Here is a 21991-nt window from a genome sequence, read left to right on the forward strand (position 1 = left end):
CCTCGCATAAGGATTCGATGCGCGTGACAGGAGTGGAACACCGTATGCCCAGCCCTTCCACCGCCCAGCCGACCGCCCAGATCGGCGTCACCGGGCTCGCCGTCATGGGGAGCAACCTCGCCCGTAACTTCGCCCGGCACGGGCACACCGTCGCTCTCCACAACCGCACGTTCGCCAAGACCAAGGCGCTGATGGAGGAGCACGGCCACGAGGGGAACTTCGTGCCGACCGAGAGCGCCGAGGAGTTCGTCGCCGCACTGCAGCGGCCCCGGCGGCTGATCATCATGGTCAAGGCGGGTGCGCCCACCGACGCCGTCATCGAGGAGTTCGCACCCCTTCTCGAAGAGGGCGACGTGATCATCGACGGGGGCAACGCCCACTTCGAGGACACCCGGCGCCGGGAGAAGTCCCTGCGCGAGCGCGGGCTGCACTTCGTGGGCACCGGCATCTCCGGCGGCGAGGAGGGCGCGCTCAACGGGCCCAGCATCATGCCCGGCGGGTCGGTGGAATCCTACAAGTCGCTCGGCCCGCTGCTGGAGTCCATCTCCGCCAAGGTGGACGGCACACCGTGCTGCACCCACATCGGCCCGGACGGCGCCGGCCACTTCGTGAAGATGGTGCACAACGGCATCGAGTACGCGGACATGCAGCTCATCGCCGAGTCGTACGACCTGCTGCGGCGGGCGCTCGGCATGTCGCCGGGTGAGATCGCGGAGGTGTTCCGCACCTGGAACGGCGGCCGGCTGGAGTCGTATCTGATCGAGATCACCGCCGAGGTGCTCGGGCACACCGACGCCGCCACCGGCAAGCCGTTCGTGGACGTGGTCCAGGACCAGGCGGAGCAGAAGGGCACCGGCCGCTGGACCGTGCAGACCGCGCTGGACGTGGGCGTGCCGGTGAGCGGGATCGCCGAGGCGGTGTTCGCCCGTTCGCTGTCCGGCCACGCGGATCTGCGGGACGCCTCGCAGGGGCTGCCGGGGCCGTCCGGCAAGGGGCTCACGGGGGCCGCCGCGGAGCGGTTCGCCGACGATGTTGAGCAGGCGCTGTACGCCTCGAAGATCGTGGCGTACGCGCAGGGCATCCACCAGATCGAGGCGGGCAGCCAGGAGTACGGCTGGGACATCGACCCCGGTGCGGTCGCGCGGATCTGGCGCGGCGGCTGCATCATCCGGGCGCGGTTCCTGAACCGGATCACCGAGGCGTACGCCAAGGAGCGCAAGCCCGTCACGCTGCTGACCGACGACCACTTCGCCGAGGCGCTGGGCGCGGCGCAGGACGCCTGGCGGCGGGTGGTGGCCACCTCGGTCGAGCTGGGCGTGCCGGCACCGGGCTTCTCCGCGGCGCTGGCGTACTACGACGCGCTGCGCTCGGAGCGGCTGCCCGCCGCGCTGGTCCAGGGGCAGCGGGACTTCTTCGGCGCGCACACCTACCGGCGGGTGGACCGCGAGGGTTCGTTCCACACGATGTGGGGCGGCGACCGCGACGAGCGTACGGCCTGAGGGCCGCGACGGCCGTGCCCCCGCCCCGGATTCCGGCGGGGGCACGGCCGTCGTGCGTTCGCCTGTCCGTTCGCGGCCGCCTCGTCAGGGCGTGTAGCGGCGGAAGGCGGGCACCGCGACGGCGAGCCCGAGTGCGCTGACGGCCACCAGCAGCCCGCCCGCGGCGACCGCCGCGCGGGCCCCGAGGAGGGAGCCCGCGGTGCCGTGCAGCAGATCGGCGATGCGCGGGCCGCCCGCCACCACCACGGTGAACACGCCCTGCATCCGGCCGCGCATGTCGTCGGTGGCGGCCGCCTGGAGGATCGTCCCGCGGAAGACCATCGAGACCATGTCGGCCACGCCCGCGAGGGCGAGGAAGGCCACCGCCCACCACAGGTTGCGGCTGAGCCCGAATCCGGTGATGGCCACGCCCCAGGCCACCACGGCGGCGATGAGCATCAGACCGTGGCGGCGGGCGCGGGAGAAGGTTCCGGACAGCAGACCACCGGCCACCGCGCCGAGCGGGATCGCCGCGAAGAGCAGGCCGAGCGCGAACCCCTCGCCCCAGGGGGCGTAGGTGTGCGAGGCGAGTTGGGGGAAGAGCGCGCGGGGCATGCCGAAGACCATGGCGATGATGTCCGCGAGGAAGGACAACAGCAGGATGCGGTGGGTGGCGATGTACCGGAAGCCGTCGGCCACATCGCGCCATCCGCCCCGCCGCGCGCCGCCCGTGGCGCCCTCGGTGAGGGGCGGCAGGGCGGGCAGCCGCCAGACGGCCCACAGGGTGACGCACAGCGCCACGGCGTCGATGAGGTAGAGCGCGGGCAGGCCGAGGACGGGGATCAGGGCGCCCGCGAGCAGCGGGCCGAGGATCATGCCGGTCTGGGCGACGGTGGACTGCAGGGCGCCCGCGGCGGGCAGTTCGTCGGCGGGGACGAGACGGGCGACGGAGGCGCTGCGGGCCGGGGAGTTCATGCCGAAGAAGCCCTGCTGGGCGGCGAGCAGCACCATGAGCAGCGCCACCGAGTCCAGACCGGCGAAGGACTGGGCCCAGAACAGTACCGAGGTGACGGCGATGCCGACGTTGGTGACGAGCATCAGGGTGCGCCGGTCCATCCGGTCGGCGACCACCCCGCCCCACAGCGCGAAGACCACCAGCGGGAGGAGCCCGGCGAAGCTGGCGTAGCCGACCCACGCCGATGAGCCGGTGATGTCGTAGATCTGCTTGGGCACGGCGACGGCGGTCAGCTGGCTGCCGACGGCGGTGACGGTGGTGGAGCTCCACAGCCGGCGGAAGGGGCGGTGGCGCAGCGGCCGGGTGTCCATGACCCAGCGGCGCCAGCCGGGTCTCGGCGGCGGGGCGGGGGCGGCGTCCCCGGTGCCGAGGGGCGTGTCATCGTCGGCGGCGGTGGGTTCTATGTCGTCGTCGCTGCTTCGAGCGGTCTCCACGGCTGGTTCGATTCCTCCTACATCCATTCGGGCCGGGAACCATTGTGACGATCTCCGGCCCGAGCCGTGGCCCCGTCTCAGCCTCCGGCCGCGGGCCGCATCGGCTCCTGACCGTGGATGCTGCCGCTGAGGGAGGCCAGCCGGGTGCCGCTGCCGCCCCAGCGGTCGGCGATGATCTCGGCCGCGATGCTGACGGCGGTCTCCTCCGGGGTACGGGCGCCGAGGTCCAGACCGATCGGTGAGGCGAGCTTGGCCAGCGCCTGCTCGCCGAGACCGGTGGCGCGCAGCCGGCGGAGCCGGTCGTCGTGGGTGCGGCGGGAGCCCATGGCGCCGACGTAGGCCAGCGGCAGGCGCAGGGCGACCTCCAGCAGCGGCACGTCGAACTTGGGGTCGTGGGTGAGCACACAGACCACCGTGCGTTCGTCGATCCGGCCCGCCTCCGCCTCGGCGCGCAGATAGCGGTGCGGCCAGTCGGTCACCACCTCGTGTGCCTCGGGGAAGCGCCGCGGGGTGGCGAAGACCGGCCGGGCGTCGCACACGGTGACGTGGTAGCCGAGGTACGCGCCGATCCGGGCCATGGCCGCCGCGAAGTCCACTGCGCCGAAGACCAGCATCCGCGGCGGGGTGGCGTGGACCGAGACGAACAGGGTGAGCTCCTCGTCCATGCGGACGCCGTCGTAGCCGTAAGCCAGGGTCTCGGTGCGCCCGCCGGCCAGCAGTCCGCGCGCGTCCTCGGCAACGGCCGCGTCCAGCCGCCCGGAGCCGAGGGATCCGGAGGTGGACTCGGGCCGTACGACCAGCCGGCGGCCCAGCCGTCCCTCCGGGTCGGGCCCGTCGACGGCCACGCAGATCACCTCGGCCACCGGCTCCCCGGCGGCCACCGCCCCGGCCACCTCGCCCAGTTCGGGGAAGCCCGCGGGGTCGATCCGCTCCACATAGACATCGATGATCCCGCCGCAGGTCAGCCCGACCGCGAAGGCGTCGTCGTCGCTGACGCCATAGCGCTCCAGCACGGGCCTGCCGCTGTCGGTCACCTCCTGGGCCAGTTCATAGACGGCACCCTCGACACAGCCGCCGGAGACGCTGCCGATCGCCGCGCCGTCTGGGCCGACCAGCATGGACGTCCCGGGCGGCAGCGGCGAGGAATGCCAGGTCGCCACCACCGTGGCACGGGCGAACGGCTCGCCCTGGCCCCACCATCGGTGCATCTGCGCTACGACGTCCCGCATGGAATTCATATCTCCTCGCCACGGATGTAAGAGGTTGATACATTCAATGTATGAGCCTCTCACATCACTCACCGAGTAGCGACATCACCTTGCGGATCAACGGCACGCCCCACTCCCTGACCATCGACAACCGGACGACCCTGCTCGATGTGCTGCGCGAGCGGCTGGGCCTCACGGGCACCAAGAAGGGCTGTGACCACGGTCAGTGCGGGGCCTGCACGGTGCTGGTGGACGGTGAGCGGGTGAACAGCTGCCTGATGTTCGCGGTGACCGCCGAGGAGCGCGAGATCGTCTCCATCGAGGGCGTGGCGGCCCTCTCGGAGGGCGGGGAGCTCCACCCGGTGCAGCGCGCCTTCCTCGACCACGACGGCCTCCAGTGCGGCTATTGCACCCCGGGCCAGATCTGCTCCGCCATCGGGGCGCTGGGCGAGGCGGGGCGCGGCTGGCCCAGCCATGTCACCGAGGACACCGCCACCGGGGTGGCGGATGTCTCGGCGCTCGACGCGCGGGAGGTGCGCGAGCGCATGAGCGGCAACCTGTGCCGCTGCGGCGCGTACAACGGGATAGTCGAGGCCGTGCTGGAGGCCGCGGGCGCCCAGGACACCCAGGACACGGCCACCGTCGGAGGCGCCCGATGAAGGAGTTCGCCTACGCCCGCGCGGGTGACGCCGCCGAGGCGGCCACGCTGATCGCCCAGCGCCCCGATGCCACCTATCTCGGCGGTGGCACCAATCTGGTGGACCTGATGAAGCTCGGCGTCACCGACCCGGGTTTGCTCATCGACGTCTCCCGGCTGCCCTACGACCGGGTCGAGCACCGCGAGGACGGCTCCGTGCTCATCGGCGCCACCGTGCGCAACGGCGCGCTGGCGGGCGATCCGGGCATCCGTGAGCGTTTCCCGCTGCTGTCCCAGGCGCTGCTGGCGGGGGCCTCCGGGCAGCTGCGCACGGTCGCCACGGTGGGCGGCAACCTGCTGCAGCGCACCCGCTGCGGGTACTTCCAGGACGTGACCAAGCCGTGCAACAAGCGCGAGCCGGGCACCGGGTGTCCGGCGCTCCGGGGCGCGCACCGGGATCTGGCCGTGCTGGGCACCTCCGACCACTGCGTGGCCTCCCACCCCTCCGACATGGCGGTGGCGCTGGTGGCGCTCGACGCGGTGGCACACGTGCGGTCGGTGGACGGCGGCTCGCGCACCGTTCCGGTGGCGGAGCTGTATCTGCTGCCCGGCGACACACCGCACCGGGAGACCGTCCTGGACCACGGCGACCTCATCACCGCCGTGGAGCTGCCCCCGCCGCCGCGAGGTGCTCGGATGCGCTATCGCAAGGTGCGCGACCGCTGGTCGTACGCCTTCGCGCTGGTGAGCGTCGCCACCGCGGTGTCCGTGGCCGAGGACGGCTCGCTGCGGGACGTGCGGATCGCGCTCGGCGGGGTGGCGCCGCGGCCGTGGCGCGCAAGGATCGCCGAGGAGCGGCTGCGCGGCGCCCGGCCGGACGAGGAGACGCTGCGCGAGGCGGCGATGGCCGAGCTGGCCGAGGCGCGGCCACTTCCCGACAACGCCTTCAAGGTCGACCTGGCCACTGATCTGATCGTCGCGGGCGTCCGCGACCTCGTCGCGAGGAGGGATCGCGCATGACCACCGTCGAACAGAGCATCGGCGCCCCGGTGACCCGGGTCGACGGCCTGGACAAGGTGACCGGCGCGGCGCGCTACGCCTATGAGTTCCCCACCCGGGACGTCAGTTACGTATGGCCGGTGCAGGCCACCATCGCCCGCGGCCGGGTGACGGAGGTGGACCCGGCCCCGGCGCTGGCCCTGCCCGGTGTGCTGACGGTGCTCGACCACACCAACACCCCGCGGCTGAACGCCGAGGCGGAGGCGAGCGCGGACCTCTTCGTGCTGCAGTCGCCTCAGGTGGCGTACCACGGTCAGATCGTGGCCGCCGTGGTGGCCACCTCGCTGGAGGCGGCCCGCGAGGGCGCGGCGGCGGTCCGGGTCGGCTATGAGCGGGAGCCGCACGATGTGGTGCTGCGCGCCGACGACGAGCGGCTGGAGGTCGCCGAGACGGTGACCGACGGCAGTCCGGGCCTGGTGGAGCGCGGTGACGCGGATGGCGCCTGGGCCACTGCCCCGGTGCGGGTGGACGCCACGTACACCACTCCGGTGGAGCATCCGAGCCCGATGGAGCCGCATGCCACCATCGCGGTGTGGGACGAGGACCGGCTGACGCTGTTCAACTCCGACCAAGGCCCCTATATGAGCGCGCAGCTGATGTCCGCGCTGTTCGGGATCGAGCTGGGCGCGGTGGAGGTCGTGGCCGAGTACATCGGCGGGGGCTTCGGGTCCAAGGGCATCCCGCGCTCGCCGACGGTGCTGGCGGCGCTCGCCGCGCGGGCCGTCGAGCGGCCGGTGAAGATCGCCCTGACCCGGCAGCAGATGTTCCAGCTGATCCCCTACCGCTCCCCCACGATCCAGCGGGTGCGGCTGGGCGCCGAGCGCGACGGCCGGCTGACGGTGATCCAGCACGAGTCGGTGCAGCAGCGCTCGGCCCAGGTGCCGTTCGCCGACCAGACGGTGTCCTCGACGCGGATGATGTACGCGGCGCCCCACGCACGTACGACGGTGAAGGTGGCACCGCTCGATGTGATGACGCCCGCCTGGTTCCGTGCCCCCGGCCACACCCCGGGGATGTTCGCGCTGGAGTCGGCCGTGGACGAGCTGGCCGGGGCGCTGGGCATGGACCCGGTCGAGCTGCGGATCCGCAACGAGCCGGAGACCGACCCGGAGAGCGGCAAGCCGTTCAGCAGCCGCAATCTGGTCGCCTGTCTGCGCGAGGGCGCGGCCCGCTTCGGCTGGGAGCGCCGCGATCCGGCGCCCGGGGTCCGGCGCGAGGGGCGCTGGCTGCTCGGCACCGGTGTGGCCGCCTCGCATCACCCGGACTACACCTTCCCCTCCTCCGCGGTGGCGCGTGCCGAGGAGGACGGGACGTACCGGGTGCGCATCGGCGCGGCCGACCTCGGCACGGGCGCCCGTACCGCCCTCACCCAAGTGGCGGCGGACGCGCTCGGCATTCCGCTGTCGCGGCTGCGGCTGGAGATCGGGCGTGCGTCGCTGGGCATGGCGCCGTTCGCGGGCGGTTCGCTCGGCACCGCCTCATGGGGCTGGGCGGTGGACAAGGCGTGCCGTGCGCTTCTGAAGGAGCTGGACGCCTACGGAGGTGTGGTCCCGGACGGCGGTCTGGAGGTGGTGGCCGACACCGCCGAGGATCTGGCGCGGCGGGCGGATCTGTCGCGGCACACCTTCGGGGCGCAGTTCGCCCAGGTGCGGGTGGACGGCGACACCGGTGAGATCCGGGTGGACCGGATGCTGGGGGTGTTCGCGGCCGGGCGGATCGTCAATCCGCACACCGCGCGCTCCCAGTTCCTCGGGGCCATGACGATGGGTCTTTCGATGGCGCTGCTGGAGATCGGCGAGGTCGATCCGGTCTTCGGCGACTTCGCCAACCATGACTTCGCGGGCTATCACATCGCCGCCCACGCCGACGTTCCGCGACTGGACGTGGTGCTGCTGGAGGAGGACGACAACACCACCAATCCGGTGGGCGCCAAGGGCATCGGCGAACTGGGCATCGTGGGCGCGGCGGCGGCCATCGGCAACGCCTTCCACCATGCCACCGGAGAGCGGGTGCGGGATCTGCCGATCCGCATCGAGCGCTCGCGGGACGCGCTGCGGGCCGCCCGCCGCACCGAAAGGCGCAGGCCAGGGGCGGGTGAGCCGGAATCAAGGGTCGGGTAGGGTCACCCGAATGGCACCCACCCCGAAGGGACGCGCCACCTACCACCACGGCGACCTGGCCGCCGCCCTGGTGCAGACGACCCTGGAGATCATCGACGAGGTCGGAGTGCGCGGCTTCTCCGTGGCGGAGGCCGCGCGCCGCACCTGTGTGAGCCCCGGTGCGCCGTACCGCCACTTCGCCGACCGTGACGCGCTGGTCGCGGCCGCCGCCCTGGAGGTCTCGCGGCGGCTGCGGGCCATCTACCTGGACAGGGTGGCCGACGTCGGATCCCCCCAGGAGCGGCTGGCGACGGTGGCGGGCACCTTCGTACGCGCGGCGGCCCGCTACCGCGGCGGGCTGGACATCCTCTTCGCGCCGGAGCTGCGGGCCATCCATCCGGAGCTGCGGGACAGCAGCAGGGAGTTCGTGGACCTGCTGCTGCCGAGCGCCTTCGAGGTGGTCGCCCCGGGCGAGGCCGCGGCGACGGCCGTGGCGCTGCTCGACGCCCTGCACGCGCTCGCCCGCGGCTATGTCGCCCAATTGCTGGAAGGGAAGTTCGGCGATCCGGATGACGTGGTCGAGGAGGTCGCCATCCGGGCGACCCGGGCCGCGAGGGCGCTGGTGGCGGGCTACGGCGTGCCGTCCGGGCCGGTCGGCGAGGAGGGCCGGGACCGCTGACGGAGGGGCAGAATTTCCCGTTCCGCTTCACGTTCTTCGTTCGGCGCGCATACCGTCGATGCGGAACGGATCGGAGGAACAGATGTCCCTAAAATCCGGTAAGGGCCTGTTTCGTATCCCCGGCCGGGGATACGAAACAGGCTCCAAGGGCGCCCACCGGGCGCCTTCGCGTCTGCGCTCGCCCTACGCCATCGGCGGACTCGGAGTGGCGGTCACCGCCGCCGTCCTCGCCACCCTCGTACCGGCCACGGCCTCGACGACCGACCCCGACCCCGACGCCGACGCCGGCAACGGCCCGGCCCCCGCAGCGTCCGTCCCGCACCCCGAGCGGGACTGGATGGGCTCGACCATCGCCCGCCACGAGAAAACCGACCCCGGGGCCACGCCCCGGGCCACCAGAGCGGCCTCGGTGGAGGGCGTGGACGTCAGCGACCACCAGGGTTCGGTCGACTGGGCGGCCCTGTGGGACGACAACGTCCGATTCGCCTATGTGAAGGCCACCGAGAGCACGACGTACAAGAACCCCTCGTTCGCCTCGCAGTACAACGGATCCTTCCAGCAGGGCATGATCCGCGGCGCCTACCACTTCGCCCTGCCGGACCGCTCCAGTGGCACCCGTCAGGCGGACTTCTTCGTCACGGGCGGCGGCGACTGGTCGGACGACGGCAGGACGCTGCCACCCGTCCTGGACCTCGAGTACAACCCGTACGGAGCAACCTGCTACGGCCTGACCGCCTCCCAGATCGTGAACTGGATCGGCGATTTCACCACGCGGGTCAAGGAGCGCACCGGACGCCAACCGGTGATCTACACGGCCACCGGCTGGTGGCAGACGTGCACCGGCGACAGCGCCGCCTTCGCCGAGCGGAACCCGCTGTGGCTGGCGCGGTACGCCGCCACCCCCGGGCCGCTGCCGGCCGGCTGGAAGACCCACACCCTGTGGCAGTACACCTCCAGCGGACCGCTGGTGGGTGACCACAACCGGTTCAACGGAAGCCTGGCGGGCCTCAAGGCGCTGGCCACGGGGTGAGGCGGCGGCGCTCAGCCGCCGAGCACACCGCCGACCCCGCCGAGCACCCCGTCCAGGGTGTCGCCGACACCGTCCACCAGTCCGCCCACTACGCCCTTGCCGTGATGACCGTCCTGGCCGGGGGTCTGCGACGGCTGACTGGGCTGCTGCGACGGGGTGGTCGGGTCGGCGCTCGGAGTCGTCTCGCTCGGTGAGGAGGGCGACGAGGGCACCTGGTCGTCCCGCTGCGCGGGGGCGGTGTGCGCCATGGTGGGCGCGGCCTTGGAGGGGGCCGCGTCCGGGGTGGCCGGGGCGGCGTGCCGCGGTGTGCCGGCGCTCCGGTCCGCACGACCGCCACCGGGGGTGGCGGCGTCGGTGTGATCGGAGATCAGCTTCGGCTTGGTGGACTCGCTGGGCGCGACATGGCTCTGCGAGGGCGTGTTGTCAGCGGTGGGCTCGATCTCGGGCGCCTGCGCCTGCTGTGCGTTCACATCGGAGCGGGCCTGCACGGACTTGTCACCGTCGAGCGTCGAGTGGAGACCGATGGCTATGGTTCCGGCCACTCCGAGGGCAGTGGCCGCCTTGAGCGTCGTGGTGCGCGCCTGCTGTGCGGCGGTCGGTCGGCTGTGTCGACCCATTTCGCTGGTCTCCCCGTTATGGCATGAGTTGGGTGGGGTGCCCCGGAAGCCCGATTCCCAGCGGAACTGATGTCCGACGCACACGTGTTACAGAGTAAAGAACCAGCCAGATGATAACCACCGCCCCCCGGTGTACGGCCACCCGTACACCGGGGAACGTGTGTTCCTGGCTAGCGCGCGGCTTCCGGATAAAAGTCGCGCGGACGGCCCTTGCCGTCCTTGAGCTTCCCGAGCAGGCTCGCCGGGTACTCGATGGCCCAGTAGCTCACCGCGGCGGCGGCCACGGCCACCACCAGCACGATGACCACAGCCGACGGGAAGCCCGACTGGCCGTCGGGCGGCAGCAGCCCCGCGTTGTACAGGCCCAGCATGATCGGCTCATGCCAGACGAAGAGGCTGTAGCTGGCGAGGCCGACACCGGTGAGCCAGCGGGCCGTGAGCCATGAGTGCCACCGCCCCTGCCGCCGCACATGGATGGTGCTGTACAGCAGCAGCATCCACAGCAGGGCGGACAGCGGATGGTAGAAGGTGGTGGGAAAGTCCTCCGCCTCCGTACCGGAGTAGGACAGCATGTACAGCCCTACGAGGGCGGCCGCCCGCAGCGGGATCGCCACCTTCGCGTCGAGCCGTCCGCGGTCGCCGAGGGCGATCATCGCCACGGCGAGGCCCATGCCCGCCGCGAACCCGCCGAAGCGGGCCTGCGGTCCGAAGTACACCGGCCATTCGGTGTGCGGGATATCCAGCCCGTAGCGGGCGACCGCGATCCAGATGAACGGACCGATGTACAGCAGGGCACAGCCCACCGCGCACACCGCCACCCGGGAGGCCCTCCGGCGCAGCGGACGGCAGGCGCGGACGGCCAGCGGGCCGAGCCCCACCAGCGCCACATAGAACATGATTTCCAGTGACAACGACCAGGTGGGCCCGATGGTGTAGAAGATCTGCTCCTGGTCGAAGACCTGGGTGAAGGTGAGATGGTGCAGCAGATCGGACCACTCGCCGGGCAGCGTGGGGTTGCGGGTGGCCCAGACGAACGTCACCGCCAGGAAGTACAGCGGGACGATCCGGATGGCCCGCCGGAAGAGGAAGACCCGGCCGGGCCGGGTCGAGCCCCCCTCGATGGCCGCCCGTGCGTAGGACAGTGTCAGCAGATACGCGGACAGCACGAAGAAGAGGTCGATGACCTCCAGCGACACCAGAGCGTTCGCGTACCGGTTGGGCACCGGTGAGTGGGCGCCGTCCCGGTCGTAGGTGTAGTACTGCTGCCAGACGTGGAAGACGACGGTGAGGAGCGCCGCCATTCCCCGCAGGCCCTGGATCTCCTGGCTCATCCGGTTCCGCGAGGGCGCGCCCTTGGCGGGTGTGCCGTTGACCGCCCGGGGTGCGGTGGTGGGCGCGATGGCCGTGGACACCGTGCTCATGTCCGCTTCACCGCCTTGTCACCGGGGCGCGGAGTGACCCGCCACTGGCGGTCCCGCAGCAGCTCCTTGAGGAGCGACTGACGGGCCACGATGTTCTTGAAGTGGCTGTAGAAGACGGTGGACACCAGCAGATACCGCCAGAACCACGCCTTGCGGCGGCGCAGTTCGGGCACCGCGAGCCGCCACGCGAACAGCGCCTGCACCAGCCCGGCGGACAGCGTGAACAGGGTGGCCAGCAGGCAGACCGGCACCGCCCAGTCGAGATGGTCCACTCCCCCGGCGCGCCACGCCGAGTACAGCAGCACGGGCAGGATCTGCAGGGTCAGCCACGGCTGGATCTCCCGCCACCCCAGCAGCACCAGCAGCCCCGCCTTCTGGCGGGTGGTGAAGGCCGGGGAACGCAAGCCCCGCCACAGGTACTTCAGCGACACCTGGAGCCAGCCCTGGGCCCAGCGCGACCGCTGGTTCCACAGCGCCTTGAGGGTGGTGGGCGCCAGCTCGCGCGAGATGAGCGTGCGGTCGGTGGCGATCCGGGCGCCCTCGTGCAGGGCGCGCATCGTGGAGTCGATGTCCTCGGTGAGCATCGTGCCGTGCATCCGGGTCCGGGCGAGCAGATCGGTGCGCCAGAAGCCGTTGGAGCCGCCGAAGACACCGAAGGTGTAGAGCCGGGTCCGGCCGGGGTGGCTGACCGCGTAGATGGCCTCGAACTCCACGCCCACCAGCTTGGAGACCCAGGAGCTCTCGCCATTGCGGATCACGCAGTGGCCCTGGACCACGTCGTAGCCGCCTGAGAGCCAGTGCCAGGCGTGCTGGAAGGCGTCCGGCACCGGATGGTGGTCCGCGTCGAAGATGCCGACGAACTCACCGCGCACCCGGGTGACCGCGGCGTTGACGTTCTGCGCCTTGGAGGTGCTGCCCGCCACCGGCATCAGCACCAGCCGCGGATCGCGGCGGGCCATATCCCGCAGGGTCTCCTCGACGGGCATGGGGTGCGGCGTGTTGTACGCGAGCACGATCTCCAGCTCGTTGGGGTAGTCCAGGCGCAGGAAGGACTCGATGGTGTCGACGATGGTCGCGGCCTCATTGGGCAGATACGCGGCGATGACGGCGCTGGCCGGTGGATACGGCTGCGCCGGGCGTTCGGGCCGGGGTTTGGCGTCGAGCGAGAAGAGGCACTCCAGCACGATCAGCACGGCCGAGAGCACCAGACCGGACACCACGACCCAGTACGCGGCCGAGCCGACGTCCCAGCCCAGTTCGTACATCTGCTGGTAGAAGACGAACGGGATGCCCACTCCGAAGAGGAGCACCAGGACGGGCGAGAGCGCCGACAGCAGGGTGCGGAGCGCGGTGGCGAGGGTACGGCGGCTGCGCCGGTGGGTGCCGCGCATCCACGCCGCGTACTTGACCGGCCGCAGATCCCGGTGGCAGATCGACTCCTCGACCGCGTTCCGGGCGTTGGCGACGGCCTGGGCGCGGTCCGCGCAGTCGGCCAGCGGGGTCCATCCGATCGCCGGGGTCAGCCGCACGTTCTCATCGGCGACCACGAAGCGGGTCCCGGCCACGGCGTTGGCGAAGTTCTGCAGTTCGCGGCGCGCGGTGTCCTCGTCCACACCGGGCATCAGCATCAGCAGATGGCCTTCGTCGTCCCAGCCGAGCCGGTCGCAGACGCCGCCCAGCTTCTCGGCGACTCCCGCGAGACGTTCGGCGACCTCACGGCGCACCCGCGGCCCCAGCCGGGCCTCGAGGGCGGCGCTCTCGGCCACGCCCACCATGGCGACGACGCCACCGGTGCGGCTGTCGTCGACCCGCTTGAGCTCCCGGTCGAGCTCACCCAGGAAGTGGGGCTGGGAGTACAGGCCGGTGCGCGGGTCGAGCAGCAGGTTCTCGACGGGGACCGGGACCCGGCGCAGCTTGGCCTCGATGCGGGCGGAGAGCTCGACCGGGTCGGAGGTCTCCGCCACACAGTCGTCGGCGCCGCCGCGCAGCATGTCGGCGACACCGGTGGGACCGGGGTCGGAGGTGACCATCAGCAGGGGGAGCGCCCGTCCCGCGGGGACGGCGCGGACCTCGCGTATCAGGTCCAGTCCGTCGTCGGCGTCGTCCAGGGCGACGATCGCGTCCGGCGGGGAGTGCCGCATCTGTCGGCTGACATCGCCGGGCTCCGCATGGCTCACCTCATGCCCGGTGGAGACGAGTGTCCGTGTCAGCCGGTCGAGCCTGGGGCCCGGTTCGCCAACCGCCAGCACGTGCCCGCTCGGTCCCGCCACGCCGCCGCGAGCGGCGGGCACGGGTTGCTGGGGTTCGCGTGATCGTGGGTGGTGCGAAGTAAGCACCTGAGGGGTTCCTTTCGTGGGGGGTGCGTCACCGAACGGGCCGTGGGCACGCGGACGTTCCGGCCGGGGTCATGACAGACCGCGTGGCCATACAGACCACATGGCCATGACAGACGCGTGGTCATGACAGGCCACGTGGCCATGGCAGACCACGTGACCCGCAGGCATGTGCACAGGTGCGGGCGCCTACGGGCAGGCCGGAGGACGGCGTCGCCGGGAAGGCCGGGGCGATCCGCCGTTCGGTGAGTGGTGAGAGGCGGCTACGCCGCGACCGTGTCCGATCCGCGCGGGGAGAGGTGAGATCTCCGGCGGGGTCTCGGACAGACGGGCACGACGGCGGCGGGGATCACGCGGGCGTGCTCCAGCGAATTGCGCATTAGGTCCCATCCTGTTCGGATCGTGGGGGGCGGACCGAACATCACCAGTGCGGGGCGACCGATCTTTTGGGCTGACCGGTCGGAATCCCCAGTCTCATCGATCACTACGGAACCACACAACACATCGAAGTAACACTCTCATTAACCGATGAGAGAGTTCCGTTCGCCCACCGATCGACCCCGGCCACGCCCAACTCCCCCGCGACACCGGGGTGTCGGAGCCCTGTCGGTACCGCGTCGGCGTGTCATCGACCCGGTGTCGGTGCCGCGTCGGTGCGGTGTCGGCGGCTCCGGCCAGTCTTTTTCGAGGCACCACATTCGGTGGTTGAATTCGGAAGGGACAACACCATGCGGAATGCACGGGTTCTGATTTCCGGGGCCAGTATCGCCGGGCCCGCGCTCGCCCACTGGCTGGATCGTTACGGCTTCCAGGTCACCGTCGTGGAGCGCGCCGCGCGGCCGCGGCCAGGCGGGCAGGCGATCGACGTACGGGGCCCGGCGCTCGAGGTGTGCGAGCGGATGGGCGTACTGGAGGAGATCCGGGCGCGCCGCACCGGGCTGCGCGGCATGTCGATGGTCGACGACGACGGAAAGGAGTTGTTCAGCACCACCGAGCGGACCGCGAGTGGCGGGGATCTCAACAGCTCCGACATCGAGATCCTGCGGGACGATCTGTCCTCGGTGCTGATGGCCGCGGGCGGCGACGGGATCGAGTATCTCTTCAACGATTCGATCGCCTCGCTCGTCCAGGGGCCCGACGAGGTGGCGGTCACCTTCCACCGGGGCGGTGCGCGCGCCTTCGACATCGTGGTGGCGGCCGACGGGGTGCACTCCTCCACCCGGGCGCTGGTCTTCGGCCCGGAGGAGGACTTCCTCCGCCATCTGGGGGGCTATCTGGGCGTGTGGACGGTGCCGAACTATCTGGGCCTCGACCGCTGGGAGGTCATTTACCAGATGGCCGGGGACGTCTGGGACGGCATGATGATGAGTGTCCGCGACAACGCCGAGGCCCGGGTCTACATCGGTGTCGACTCCGAGGAACCGCCCGCCACGTTCCTCGGCTCCCGGTCCGTCTCGGAGCAGAAGCAGCTGGTGGCGGAGCGGTACCGGCACGCGCGCTGGGAGATGCCACGGCTGCTGGAGTACATGTGGGGGGCGCCGGACTTCCACTTCGACGCGACGGCCCAGATCCACATGGACTCCTGGTCCCGTGGCCGGGTGGCCCTGGTCGGCGACGCCGGATACTGCGGCTCGCCGGCGTCCGGGCAGAGCACCAGCGTGGCCGTGGTCGGCGCCTATGTACTGGCGGGCGAGCTCAAGGCCGCGGGCGGCGACCACACCGCGGCCTTCGCCGCCTACGAGCACGAGCTGCGGGGCTATGTGGCGGCCAACCAGCAGCTCGCGCTGGACAACATGGCCCGGAAGCAGGCGCAGGACGCAGCGGCCGGGCAGGAGCCCGACACCAACCCGACCAATATCGACGACAGCTTCTACGAGGTGGTCAACTCCTACGCCCTCAAGGACTACTGACCCGGCCCGGCGCCGTGGCCGGGCCATGAGCCGGAGCCGGGCCGAGAGCGGGAGCCGTGGCCGGGTCAGCATCCGTGGCCGGGCTAGGACACCACGTCCTTGCGGCCGAAGCCGCGGAAGGCGAACGCGACGAGCACCAGGGCGTACGCGACGGACACCGAGACGCCCTTCACCATTCCGCCCCACTCCATATGGGGCTGGAGTGCGTCCGCCCACGCGAACTGCCAGTGCGCGGGCAGGAAGTCGCGCCAGGAGCCGAGCGCCGTGACCGCGTCCAGCACATTGCCCACGATGGTGAGCCCCACCGCCCCGCCCACCGCGCCCAGCGGCGCGTCCGTGACGGTCGAGAGCCAGAATGCCAGGGCGGCCGTGACCAGCTGGGACAGGAAGATGTACAGCACCACCAGGGCCAGCCGGACGAGGGCGTCCCCGACCGGCAGCTCGCCGCCCGTGGGCATCCGCAGCGGCCCCCAGCCGTACGCCACGGTGCCCACCGCGAGCGCGACCAGCGGCAGCAGCACCATGGCGGCCGCGCTGAACACCAGGGCCACCGTCAGCTTGCTCACCAGCAGCCTGGCCCGGGGCACGGGCGCGGCCAGCAGATAGCGCAGCGAGGACCAGCTGGCCTCTGAGGCCACGGTGTCGCCGCAGAACAGCGCGACCGGCACCACCAGCAGAAAGGCGGCCGAGACGAACAGCGCGGTGGCGGCGAGATTGGCGCCGGAGGCGGTGGCCGTGGTCATCAGGGTGACCCGGTTCTCCCGCCCCTCGGGGGCGCCGCCGATGGCGAACGCGACCACGAGGACGACCGGCAGCAGGGCCAGCACCAGGCCCATCACCAGGGTCCGGCGACGGCGCAGCTGCCGTACGGCCTCGACCCGCAGCGGCAGGGTGTGGCCGGCCCGGTAGCCGGGCGCGACCTCGGTGACCTGCGAAAGGGAGCTCACGCGGATCCTCCTCCGATCAGCGTCAAGAAGGCGTCTTCCAGGCGCCGGTTGGGCCCGAAGGTGGTCACCGGGACCTCCAGCCGCACCAGCTCGGCGAGCAGCCGCGCCGGGGTGGTCCCGTCGAGCTGGACGAGCAGGCCGTCGGTGGTGCGGCGGGCGGAGAGGACCCCGGGCAGCGCGCCCACCTTGCCCATCAGGGCCTCGCTCAGCTCGCCGTCGTGGCCCACCAGCACACTGCCGCCGTTACCGGTGATCTCGCCGACCGGGCCCGCCTGGACCAGCCGGCCGCGGTCCATCACGACCAGATGGGTGCAGGACTGCTCGACCTCCGCCAGGAGATGGCTGGAAACGATCACCGTACGCCCCTCGGCGGCGTACCGGATCATCACCTCGCGCATCTCACGGATCTGCGGCGGGTCGAGGCCGTTGGTCGGTTCATCGAGGATCAGCAGATCGGGCAGGCCCAGCATGGCCTGGGCGATGGCCAGCCGCTGCCGCATGCCCTGGGAGTAGGTGCGTACGGCACGCTCCAGCGCGCTGCCCAGGCCCGCGATCTCCAGGGCCTCCTCGATATGGGCGTCGGCGGCGGGACGGCCGGTGGCGCGCCAGTACAGCTCGAGGTTGGCGCTGCCGGTCAGATGCGGCAGGAAGCCCGCCCCCTCGACGAAGGCGCCGACGCGGGAGAGCACGGGCGCGCCGGGCCTGATGGCCTGGCCGAAGACCCGGATCTCGCCGTCGTCGGGGGCGATGAGCCCCATCAGCATCCGCAAGGTGGTGGTCTTGCCCGCGCCGTTGGGCCCGAGCAGCCCGAGCACCTGCCCCTTCTCGACGCGGAAGGACAGGTCGCGGACCGCGTAGCGGTCGGCGGACTTGGCGTAGCGCTTGCTCAGACCGGTGATCTGCAGGGGTACGTCGGCGAGTTCGGGGTCGGGCGGCGGAGTGGCCGTACGCCGTCTGCCGGTCAGCAGCAGCGCGAGCGCCACCACGGCCGCGCCGAGCGGCAGCCCCCACACCCATGCGGGCAGCGGGGCGGGCTGGGTGTGCACCCCGGGTGCGGTGGGCACCGTCAGACCGCCCTCCGCGAGCCCGACCGTGTAGGTGGCGGGCTCGTCCGGGGAGGCGTAACCGAGGTCGGTGGAGGCGAGCACGAGCCGCAGCCGGTGGCCCGCGATGAACTCGTGGTCCACGGCGGGCAGCCGCACGGTGACGGTACGGCCCTGCTTGGCGCCGTTGACGCGCAGCGGCTCGACCAGCTGCTCGGGCAGCACCTGCCGTCCGTCCGGTCCCACGTCGTAGACCTTGGCGAAGAGCACGGCGTCGTCCGTGTCGGCCTTGACCCGCACCTTCACCTCGGGCGATCCGGTGATCCGCAGGGGCCGGTGCAGCGGCTCCGAGTCGAACCGGGCGAACTGGCCGGGGATGTCGAGGGCGAGACCGACACCGAGCGAGGACGCCTGGGACAGTCCGGCGATGCCCGGCACGTTGGAGATGGAGGGCGGCCCCGCCCCGGGCGGGTTGGCGAACGACTGCTCGCGTCCGCGCAGCGCCACCGGCCGGCCGCCGTCGCCGAGGCCGGGGTAGCGGTCGCCGGTGGCGCCGCGCAGCTGGACCGCGCCGTTGGTGGTGTCGATGCCGCCGGTGCGGCTGACCCGGAAGGCGGGTCCGGTGTCGGTGCCCTTGTCGCCCTTGAGGTAGCGGTCGAACCAGGCGTCGGTGCGGGCCGCCACCCGCGAGGTCTCGCGGTCGCCGCCGTCATGTCCGCCGGCCGTCCAGTCGACGGCGACCGGCGCCCCGGTGGCCCGGATCGCCTTCGCCATGGCATCGGCGTGGCCGAGGGGGAAGAGGGAGTCGGCCTGCCCCTGGAGGATCAGCGTGGGGACCTTGATCCGGTCGGCGACGGCGGACGGGCTGCGGGCCTCGAGCAGCCGGCGGGCGGCGGCGTCGGGCTTTCCGGCGACCGCGACCCGCTCGTACATCTCGCAGAGCTGCTTCTCGAAGCGGCCGCAGCCCTGGCCCTGGCCCGTCCCGGCCGCTCCCCCGCCGTCCGCGGCTCCGGGGTCCGTCCGGGCTCCTTGGCCCGCCCCGCCGTTCGCGCCCGACTGGCCGCCCTGGCCTCCCGGGCCCATCCCCCCGCTGCCGCCGCCCGCGCCGCTGGTGTCGCCCTGGCCGTCCTGAGCACCGCCGAAGGGGGCCGAGCCGGTGGTGAAGAACAGCCCGGCCCAGAGCTTCTTGTAGACGCCGTTCGGGAAGAGCGCGTCGGCGAGGTTCCAGTAGGTCATCTCGGGCGCGATGGCGTCCACCCGGCGGTCGTATCCGGCGGCGAGCAGGGAGATCGCCCCGCCGTAGGAGGCGCCGGCGACGCCCACCCGGGGGTCGCCCTGGTGGTCGAGCCGCACCTCGGGACGTTTCGCCAGCCAGTCGATCAGCCGCCGGACATCGGCCACCTCGTGGTCCGGGTCATTGAGCCCGATCTTCCCAGTGGATCGGCCGAAGCCACGCGCCGACCAGGTCAGCACGGCGTATCCGTCGCGGGCGAGTTCCTCGGCGTGGTCGCGTACGTCCTCCTTGCTGCCGCCGAAACCGTGGCCGAGCAGGACCGCGGGCCTGCGGCCGGTGCCCGCGGTGAAGTACGAGGTGTCGATGCGCGCGCCCGGCATGTCCAGCACGCGGTCCTGGCGGTGCACGGCCGGCCGGCCGCCGGAGGCGGCGACCGCCCAGGTGCCCGCACCCGCGAGGAGGACCGCGGCGGCCACGGCGGCGACCAGGCGCCGGCCCCTCGGCCGGGTCTTTCGGAGATCCATGTCTGAAACCCTAAGAGGAGGAGTCAAACGCCGCGGCTGACACCAGACGGATTCTCGTCCACTCCCCGGGGAGTACCCGGACACCGCCCGTACACCCGGCGCGGTATGCCCCCGACCGTGGCGCTCGGGCTTTTGGATCAGTCGGACGATCCTCCATAGGATGCGCCGGTGATCATAAAGAAACGTCTGGCGACAGGCGCGTTGGGGCTGCTCGCGGCCCTCGCCTGCGGCCTGATATCCCCTCCGGCCGCCATGGCCGGCGAACCGGCTTCCGATTCCCCCAAGGTCGAGCTGGTGCTCGATGTCAGCGGCTCCATGCGGGCCCGCGACGTCGACGGCGACACCCGGATGGCGGCGGCGAAGCAGGCGTTCAACGAGGTGCTGGACGCCACACCCGAAGAGGTGCGGCTGGGCATCCGCACCCTCGGCGCCAATTACCCCGGCAAGGACCGTAAGGCCGGCTGCCAGGACAGCGAGCGGCTCTACCCGGTGGGCCAGGTGGACCGCACGGAGGCCAAGGCGGCCGTCGCCACGCTGCGCCCCACCGGCTGGACGCCCATCGGGCTCGCGCTGCGCGGCGCGTCCAAGGACCTCTCCGGCGGCGAGGGGACCCGCCGGATCGTGCTGATCACGGACGGCGAGGACTCCTGCGGTCTGCCGGACCCGTGTGATGTGGCCCGGGAGCTGGCCGCACAGGGAACCCACCTGGTCGTCGACACGCTCGGGCTGACGCTGGACCCCAAGGTCCGCGAGCAGCTCAGCTGTATCGCCGAGGCCACCGGTGGCACGTATACGGCGATCCAGCACCGGGACCAGCTCTCCAGCCGTATCAAGCAGCTGGTCCGGCGCTCCGCCGACACGCCCGTGGAGACGCCCACGCCGGTGCGGGGCGCCGCACAGTGCGCGAAGGCCCCCTACCTGGGCTCCGGCCTCTACAGCGACCGGGAGAGCTTCGGGGAACACCGCTGGTACCGGATGCGGGTGGCGCCCGGTCAGGAGCTGCGGGCAGCGGCGAGCGTGGCCGTGGACCGCGCCGTCGACCCGGACTACGGCGTGCTGGTCCGGGCGGTGACCCCGGGCGGCCGGGAGCTGGTGCGCGGCAGCGAGGCGGGCAGTGGCCGTACGGACGTCATCTCCAGCGGTCTGCGCTATCCGGTCGCCGATGTGGACGACGACGAGGACGGGACGGCGCGGACGGTGTGCGTGGAGCTGAGCCAGTCGTTCTCCGCGCCCGCCTCCGTCAAACGCGCTCCGGGCCTTCCGGTGGAGCTCGCCGTCGACGTGGTGGACAACGACGATCCGCCCGCCGACGTGGCCGCCTTCGGCCTGGGCCGCGGCTGGGTGCTGCTGGGCGTGCTCACCGTGGGCGGGCTGCTCGTGGGATTGCTGTGGGGCCGGCTGGCCCGCTGGCGTGTCACCGTCTGGAGGTCCAACTGATGCGAGCCCTGCGTACCCTGGGCGCCGCGCTCACTCTGTGCGCCGCCACCTGGCTGACCGCCGCCGCACCGGCCGCCGCGGACGGTAAGGACGGCACGGACGGCAAGAGCGGCACGGAGGCGCCCACCGAGGCGGGGACGAGCTTCCGCACCGCCACCGAGCTCGAGCCCGGTCAGCAGGCCACCGCGGCGGCCTCCACCGGCGACTATCTGTACTGGGTGTTCCCGGCCGCCGCCGGGCAGGTCCCCGAGGTCGAGGCGGAGCTGAAGCTGCCCGACGCCTCGAGCCGGCACGGCAGCGCCACCTGGCAGCTGGATGTCTACGACGGTCTGCGCCGCCATCAGCCGTGCGCCTCGGGCACTCCGGCGCGCCGGGCGGCCCAGCAGGACCGGACGGTCACCGTGAGCTGCACCCTGCGCCAGGTGCGGTCCTGGTCCGAGCGCTGGGCCAACGACCCTCTGCAGGGCGCGTATTACGTGCGGCTCACCGTCGCCGATCTGCCCGCCCAGGATCTCGGGCTGCCGATCGACGCCGAGGTCGAGGCGTCCGTACGGGACGCGGGCGGGGCGCATGCCGACGGCGGGGACATGACACCGCTCAATCCGGTACTGCGGGCCGGAACGGCCCCAGGGACGGACTCCGAGCCGCCCGACGGCAACACGGCCTCGGATTCCCCGAACGACAAGGGCGGGGAGGTCCCGCACGCGGTCGCCGAACCGGAGGACGGCTGGGGCTCCGGATGGTGGTCGGACCGGTGGGTGTGGACCGTGATCGGCGCGGCGCTGGCGGCGCTCGCCGGGGTGGGCGGTTACACCCTCACCCGGGGGCCGCGCTCTCCGGGCCGCCCGCCGATCGGTCCCGGATCCGACATCTGACCTGATGTCCG

The 21991-nt window shown here is 72.0% G+C and carries 16 protein-coding genes; 9 read left to right on the plus strand and 7 right to left on the minus strand.

Going from position 1 to position 21991, the window contains the following annotated elements; translation table 11 throughout:
- Positions 1-44 precede the first annotated feature (44 nt).
- The gene (gene gnd, locus J2Z30_RS33215; protein WP_044567732.1) at positions 45-1499 is read left to right on the plus strand and encodes an NADP-dependent phosphogluconate dehydrogenase; all 1455 of its coding nucleotides are present in this window, start codon (positions 45-47) and stop codon (positions 1497-1499) included.
- Positions 1500-1583: 84 nt separating this feature from the next.
- On the opposite strand, the gene J2Z30_RS33220 is transcribed toward gnd, so the two are convergent.
- Both J2Z30_RS33220 and J2Z30_RS33225 read right to left on the minus strand, forming a co-directional pair.
- Positions 1584-2927 carry an MFS transporter gene (locus J2Z30_RS33220; RefSeq protein ID WP_044567734.1) on the minus strand — a complete coding sequence of 448 codons (1344 nt, stop codon included), beginning with the start codon at positions 2925-2927 and terminating at the stop codon, positions 1584-1586.
- Positions 2928-3004: 77 nt separating this feature from the next.
- Entirely contained in the window at positions 3005-4156 is a 1152-nt protein-coding gene (locus tag J2Z30_RS33225; RefSeq protein ID WP_044567736.1) for an XdhC family protein, read from the minus strand.
- A 50-nt stretch (positions 4157-4206) separates the two neighbouring features.
- Between J2Z30_RS33225 and J2Z30_RS33230 the strand changes: the two genes are divergently transcribed.
- The 5 genes from J2Z30_RS33230 (at position 4207) to J2Z30_RS33250 (ending at position 9639) form a co-directional block, all read left to right on the plus strand.
- The gene (locus J2Z30_RS33230; RefSeq protein ID WP_044567738.1) at positions 4207-4794 is read left to right on the plus strand and encodes a (2Fe-2S)-binding protein; all 588 of its coding nucleotides are present in this window, start codon (positions 4207-4209) and stop codon (positions 4792-4794) included.
- Positions 4791-5792, plus strand: coding sequence for an FAD binding domain-containing protein (locus tag J2Z30_RS33235; RefSeq protein ID WP_044567739.1), 1002 nt, complete (start codon positions 4791-4793; stop codon positions 5790-5792). The genes J2Z30_RS33230 and J2Z30_RS33235 overlap by 4 nt, the downstream gene beginning before the upstream one ends.
- On the plus strand, positions 5789-7951 hold the full coding sequence (locus tag J2Z30_RS33240; RefSeq protein WP_044567741.1) for a xanthine dehydrogenase family protein molybdopterin-binding subunit: 2163 nt from the start codon (positions 5789-5791) through the stop codon (positions 7949-7951). Before J2Z30_RS33235 ends, J2Z30_RS33240 begins: the two co-directional genes overlap by 4 nt.
- Positions 7952-7961: 10 nt before the next feature.
- Entirely contained in the window at positions 7962-8609 is a 648-nt protein-coding gene (locus J2Z30_RS33245) for a TetR/AcrR family transcriptional regulator (protein WP_044567743.1), read from the plus strand.
- 82 nt (positions 8610-8691) lie between these two features.
- Positions 8692-9639 (plus strand): lysozyme, encoded by a 948-nt coding sequence (locus J2Z30_RS33250; RefSeq protein ID WP_245388713.1) that lies wholly within the window; start codon positions 8692-8694, stop codon positions 9637-9639.
- Between the two features lie 11 nt (positions 9640-9650).
- Here the strand turns inward: J2Z30_RS33250 and J2Z30_RS33255 are convergent, their stop codons facing one another.
- The 3 genes from J2Z30_RS33255 to J2Z30_RS33265 all read right to left on the minus strand — a co-directional run bounded on the left by J2Z30_RS33255 (position 9651) and on the right by J2Z30_RS33265 (position 13854).
- Complete coding sequence (locus J2Z30_RS33255) at positions 9651-10256, minus strand: hypothetical protein (RefSeq protein WP_044567745.1); 606 nt, start codon at positions 10254-10256, stop codon at positions 9651-9653.
- Between the two features lie 170 nt (positions 10257-10426).
- Entirely contained in the window at positions 10427-11677 is a 1251-nt protein-coding gene (locus tag J2Z30_RS33260; RefSeq protein ID WP_044567747.1) for an acyltransferase family protein, read from the minus strand.
- Positions 11674-13854 (minus strand): glycosyltransferase, encoded by a 2181-nt coding sequence (locus J2Z30_RS33265; protein WP_308280186.1) that lies wholly within the window; start codon positions 13852-13854, stop codon positions 11674-11676. Before J2Z30_RS33265 ends, J2Z30_RS33260 begins: the two co-directional genes overlap by 4 nt.
- Positions 13855-14738: 884 nt before the next feature.
- Between J2Z30_RS33265 and J2Z30_RS33270 the strand changes: the two genes are divergently transcribed.
- Positions 14739-15920: an FAD-dependent monooxygenase gene (locus J2Z30_RS33270; RefSeq protein WP_044567748.1), complete on the plus strand. Its 1182-nt coding sequence runs from the start codon at positions 14739-14741 to the stop codon at positions 15918-15920.
- Positions 15921-16003: 83 nt separating this feature from the next.
- On the opposite strand, the gene J2Z30_RS33275 is transcribed toward J2Z30_RS33270, so the two are convergent.
- Together J2Z30_RS33275 and J2Z30_RS33280 are read right to left on the minus strand one after the other, a co-directional pair.
- Positions 16004-16867 (minus strand): ABC transporter permease, encoded by an 864-nt coding sequence (locus J2Z30_RS33275; RefSeq protein ID WP_044567750.1) that lies wholly within the window; start codon positions 16865-16867, stop codon positions 16004-16006.
- On the minus strand, positions 16864-19668 hold the full coding sequence (locus J2Z30_RS33280) for an alpha/beta fold hydrolase (protein ID WP_044567752.1): 2805 nt from the start codon (positions 19666-19668) through the stop codon (positions 16864-16866). Before J2Z30_RS33280 ends, J2Z30_RS33275 begins: the two co-directional genes overlap by 4 nt.
- Positions 19669-19836: 168 nt before the next feature.
- Between J2Z30_RS33280 and J2Z30_RS33285 the strand changes: the two genes are divergently transcribed.
- Both J2Z30_RS33285 and J2Z30_RS33290 read left to right on the plus strand, forming a co-directional pair.
- On the plus strand, positions 19837-21105 hold the full coding sequence (locus J2Z30_RS33285; protein WP_044567754.1) for a VWA domain-containing protein: 1269 nt from the start codon (positions 19837-19839) through the stop codon (positions 21103-21105).
- Positions 21105-21980 (plus strand): hypothetical protein, encoded by an 876-nt coding sequence (locus J2Z30_RS33290; RefSeq protein ID WP_044567756.1) that lies wholly within the window; start codon positions 21105-21107, stop codon positions 21978-21980. Before J2Z30_RS33285 ends, J2Z30_RS33290 begins: the two co-directional genes overlap by 1 nt.
- Positions 21981-21991: the final 11 nt, after the last annotated feature.

It is taken from the genome of Streptomyces iranensis, from assembly GCF_017874715.1.
GTDB lineage: Bacteria > Actinomycetota > Actinomycetes > Streptomycetales > Streptomycetaceae > Streptomyces > Streptomyces iranensis.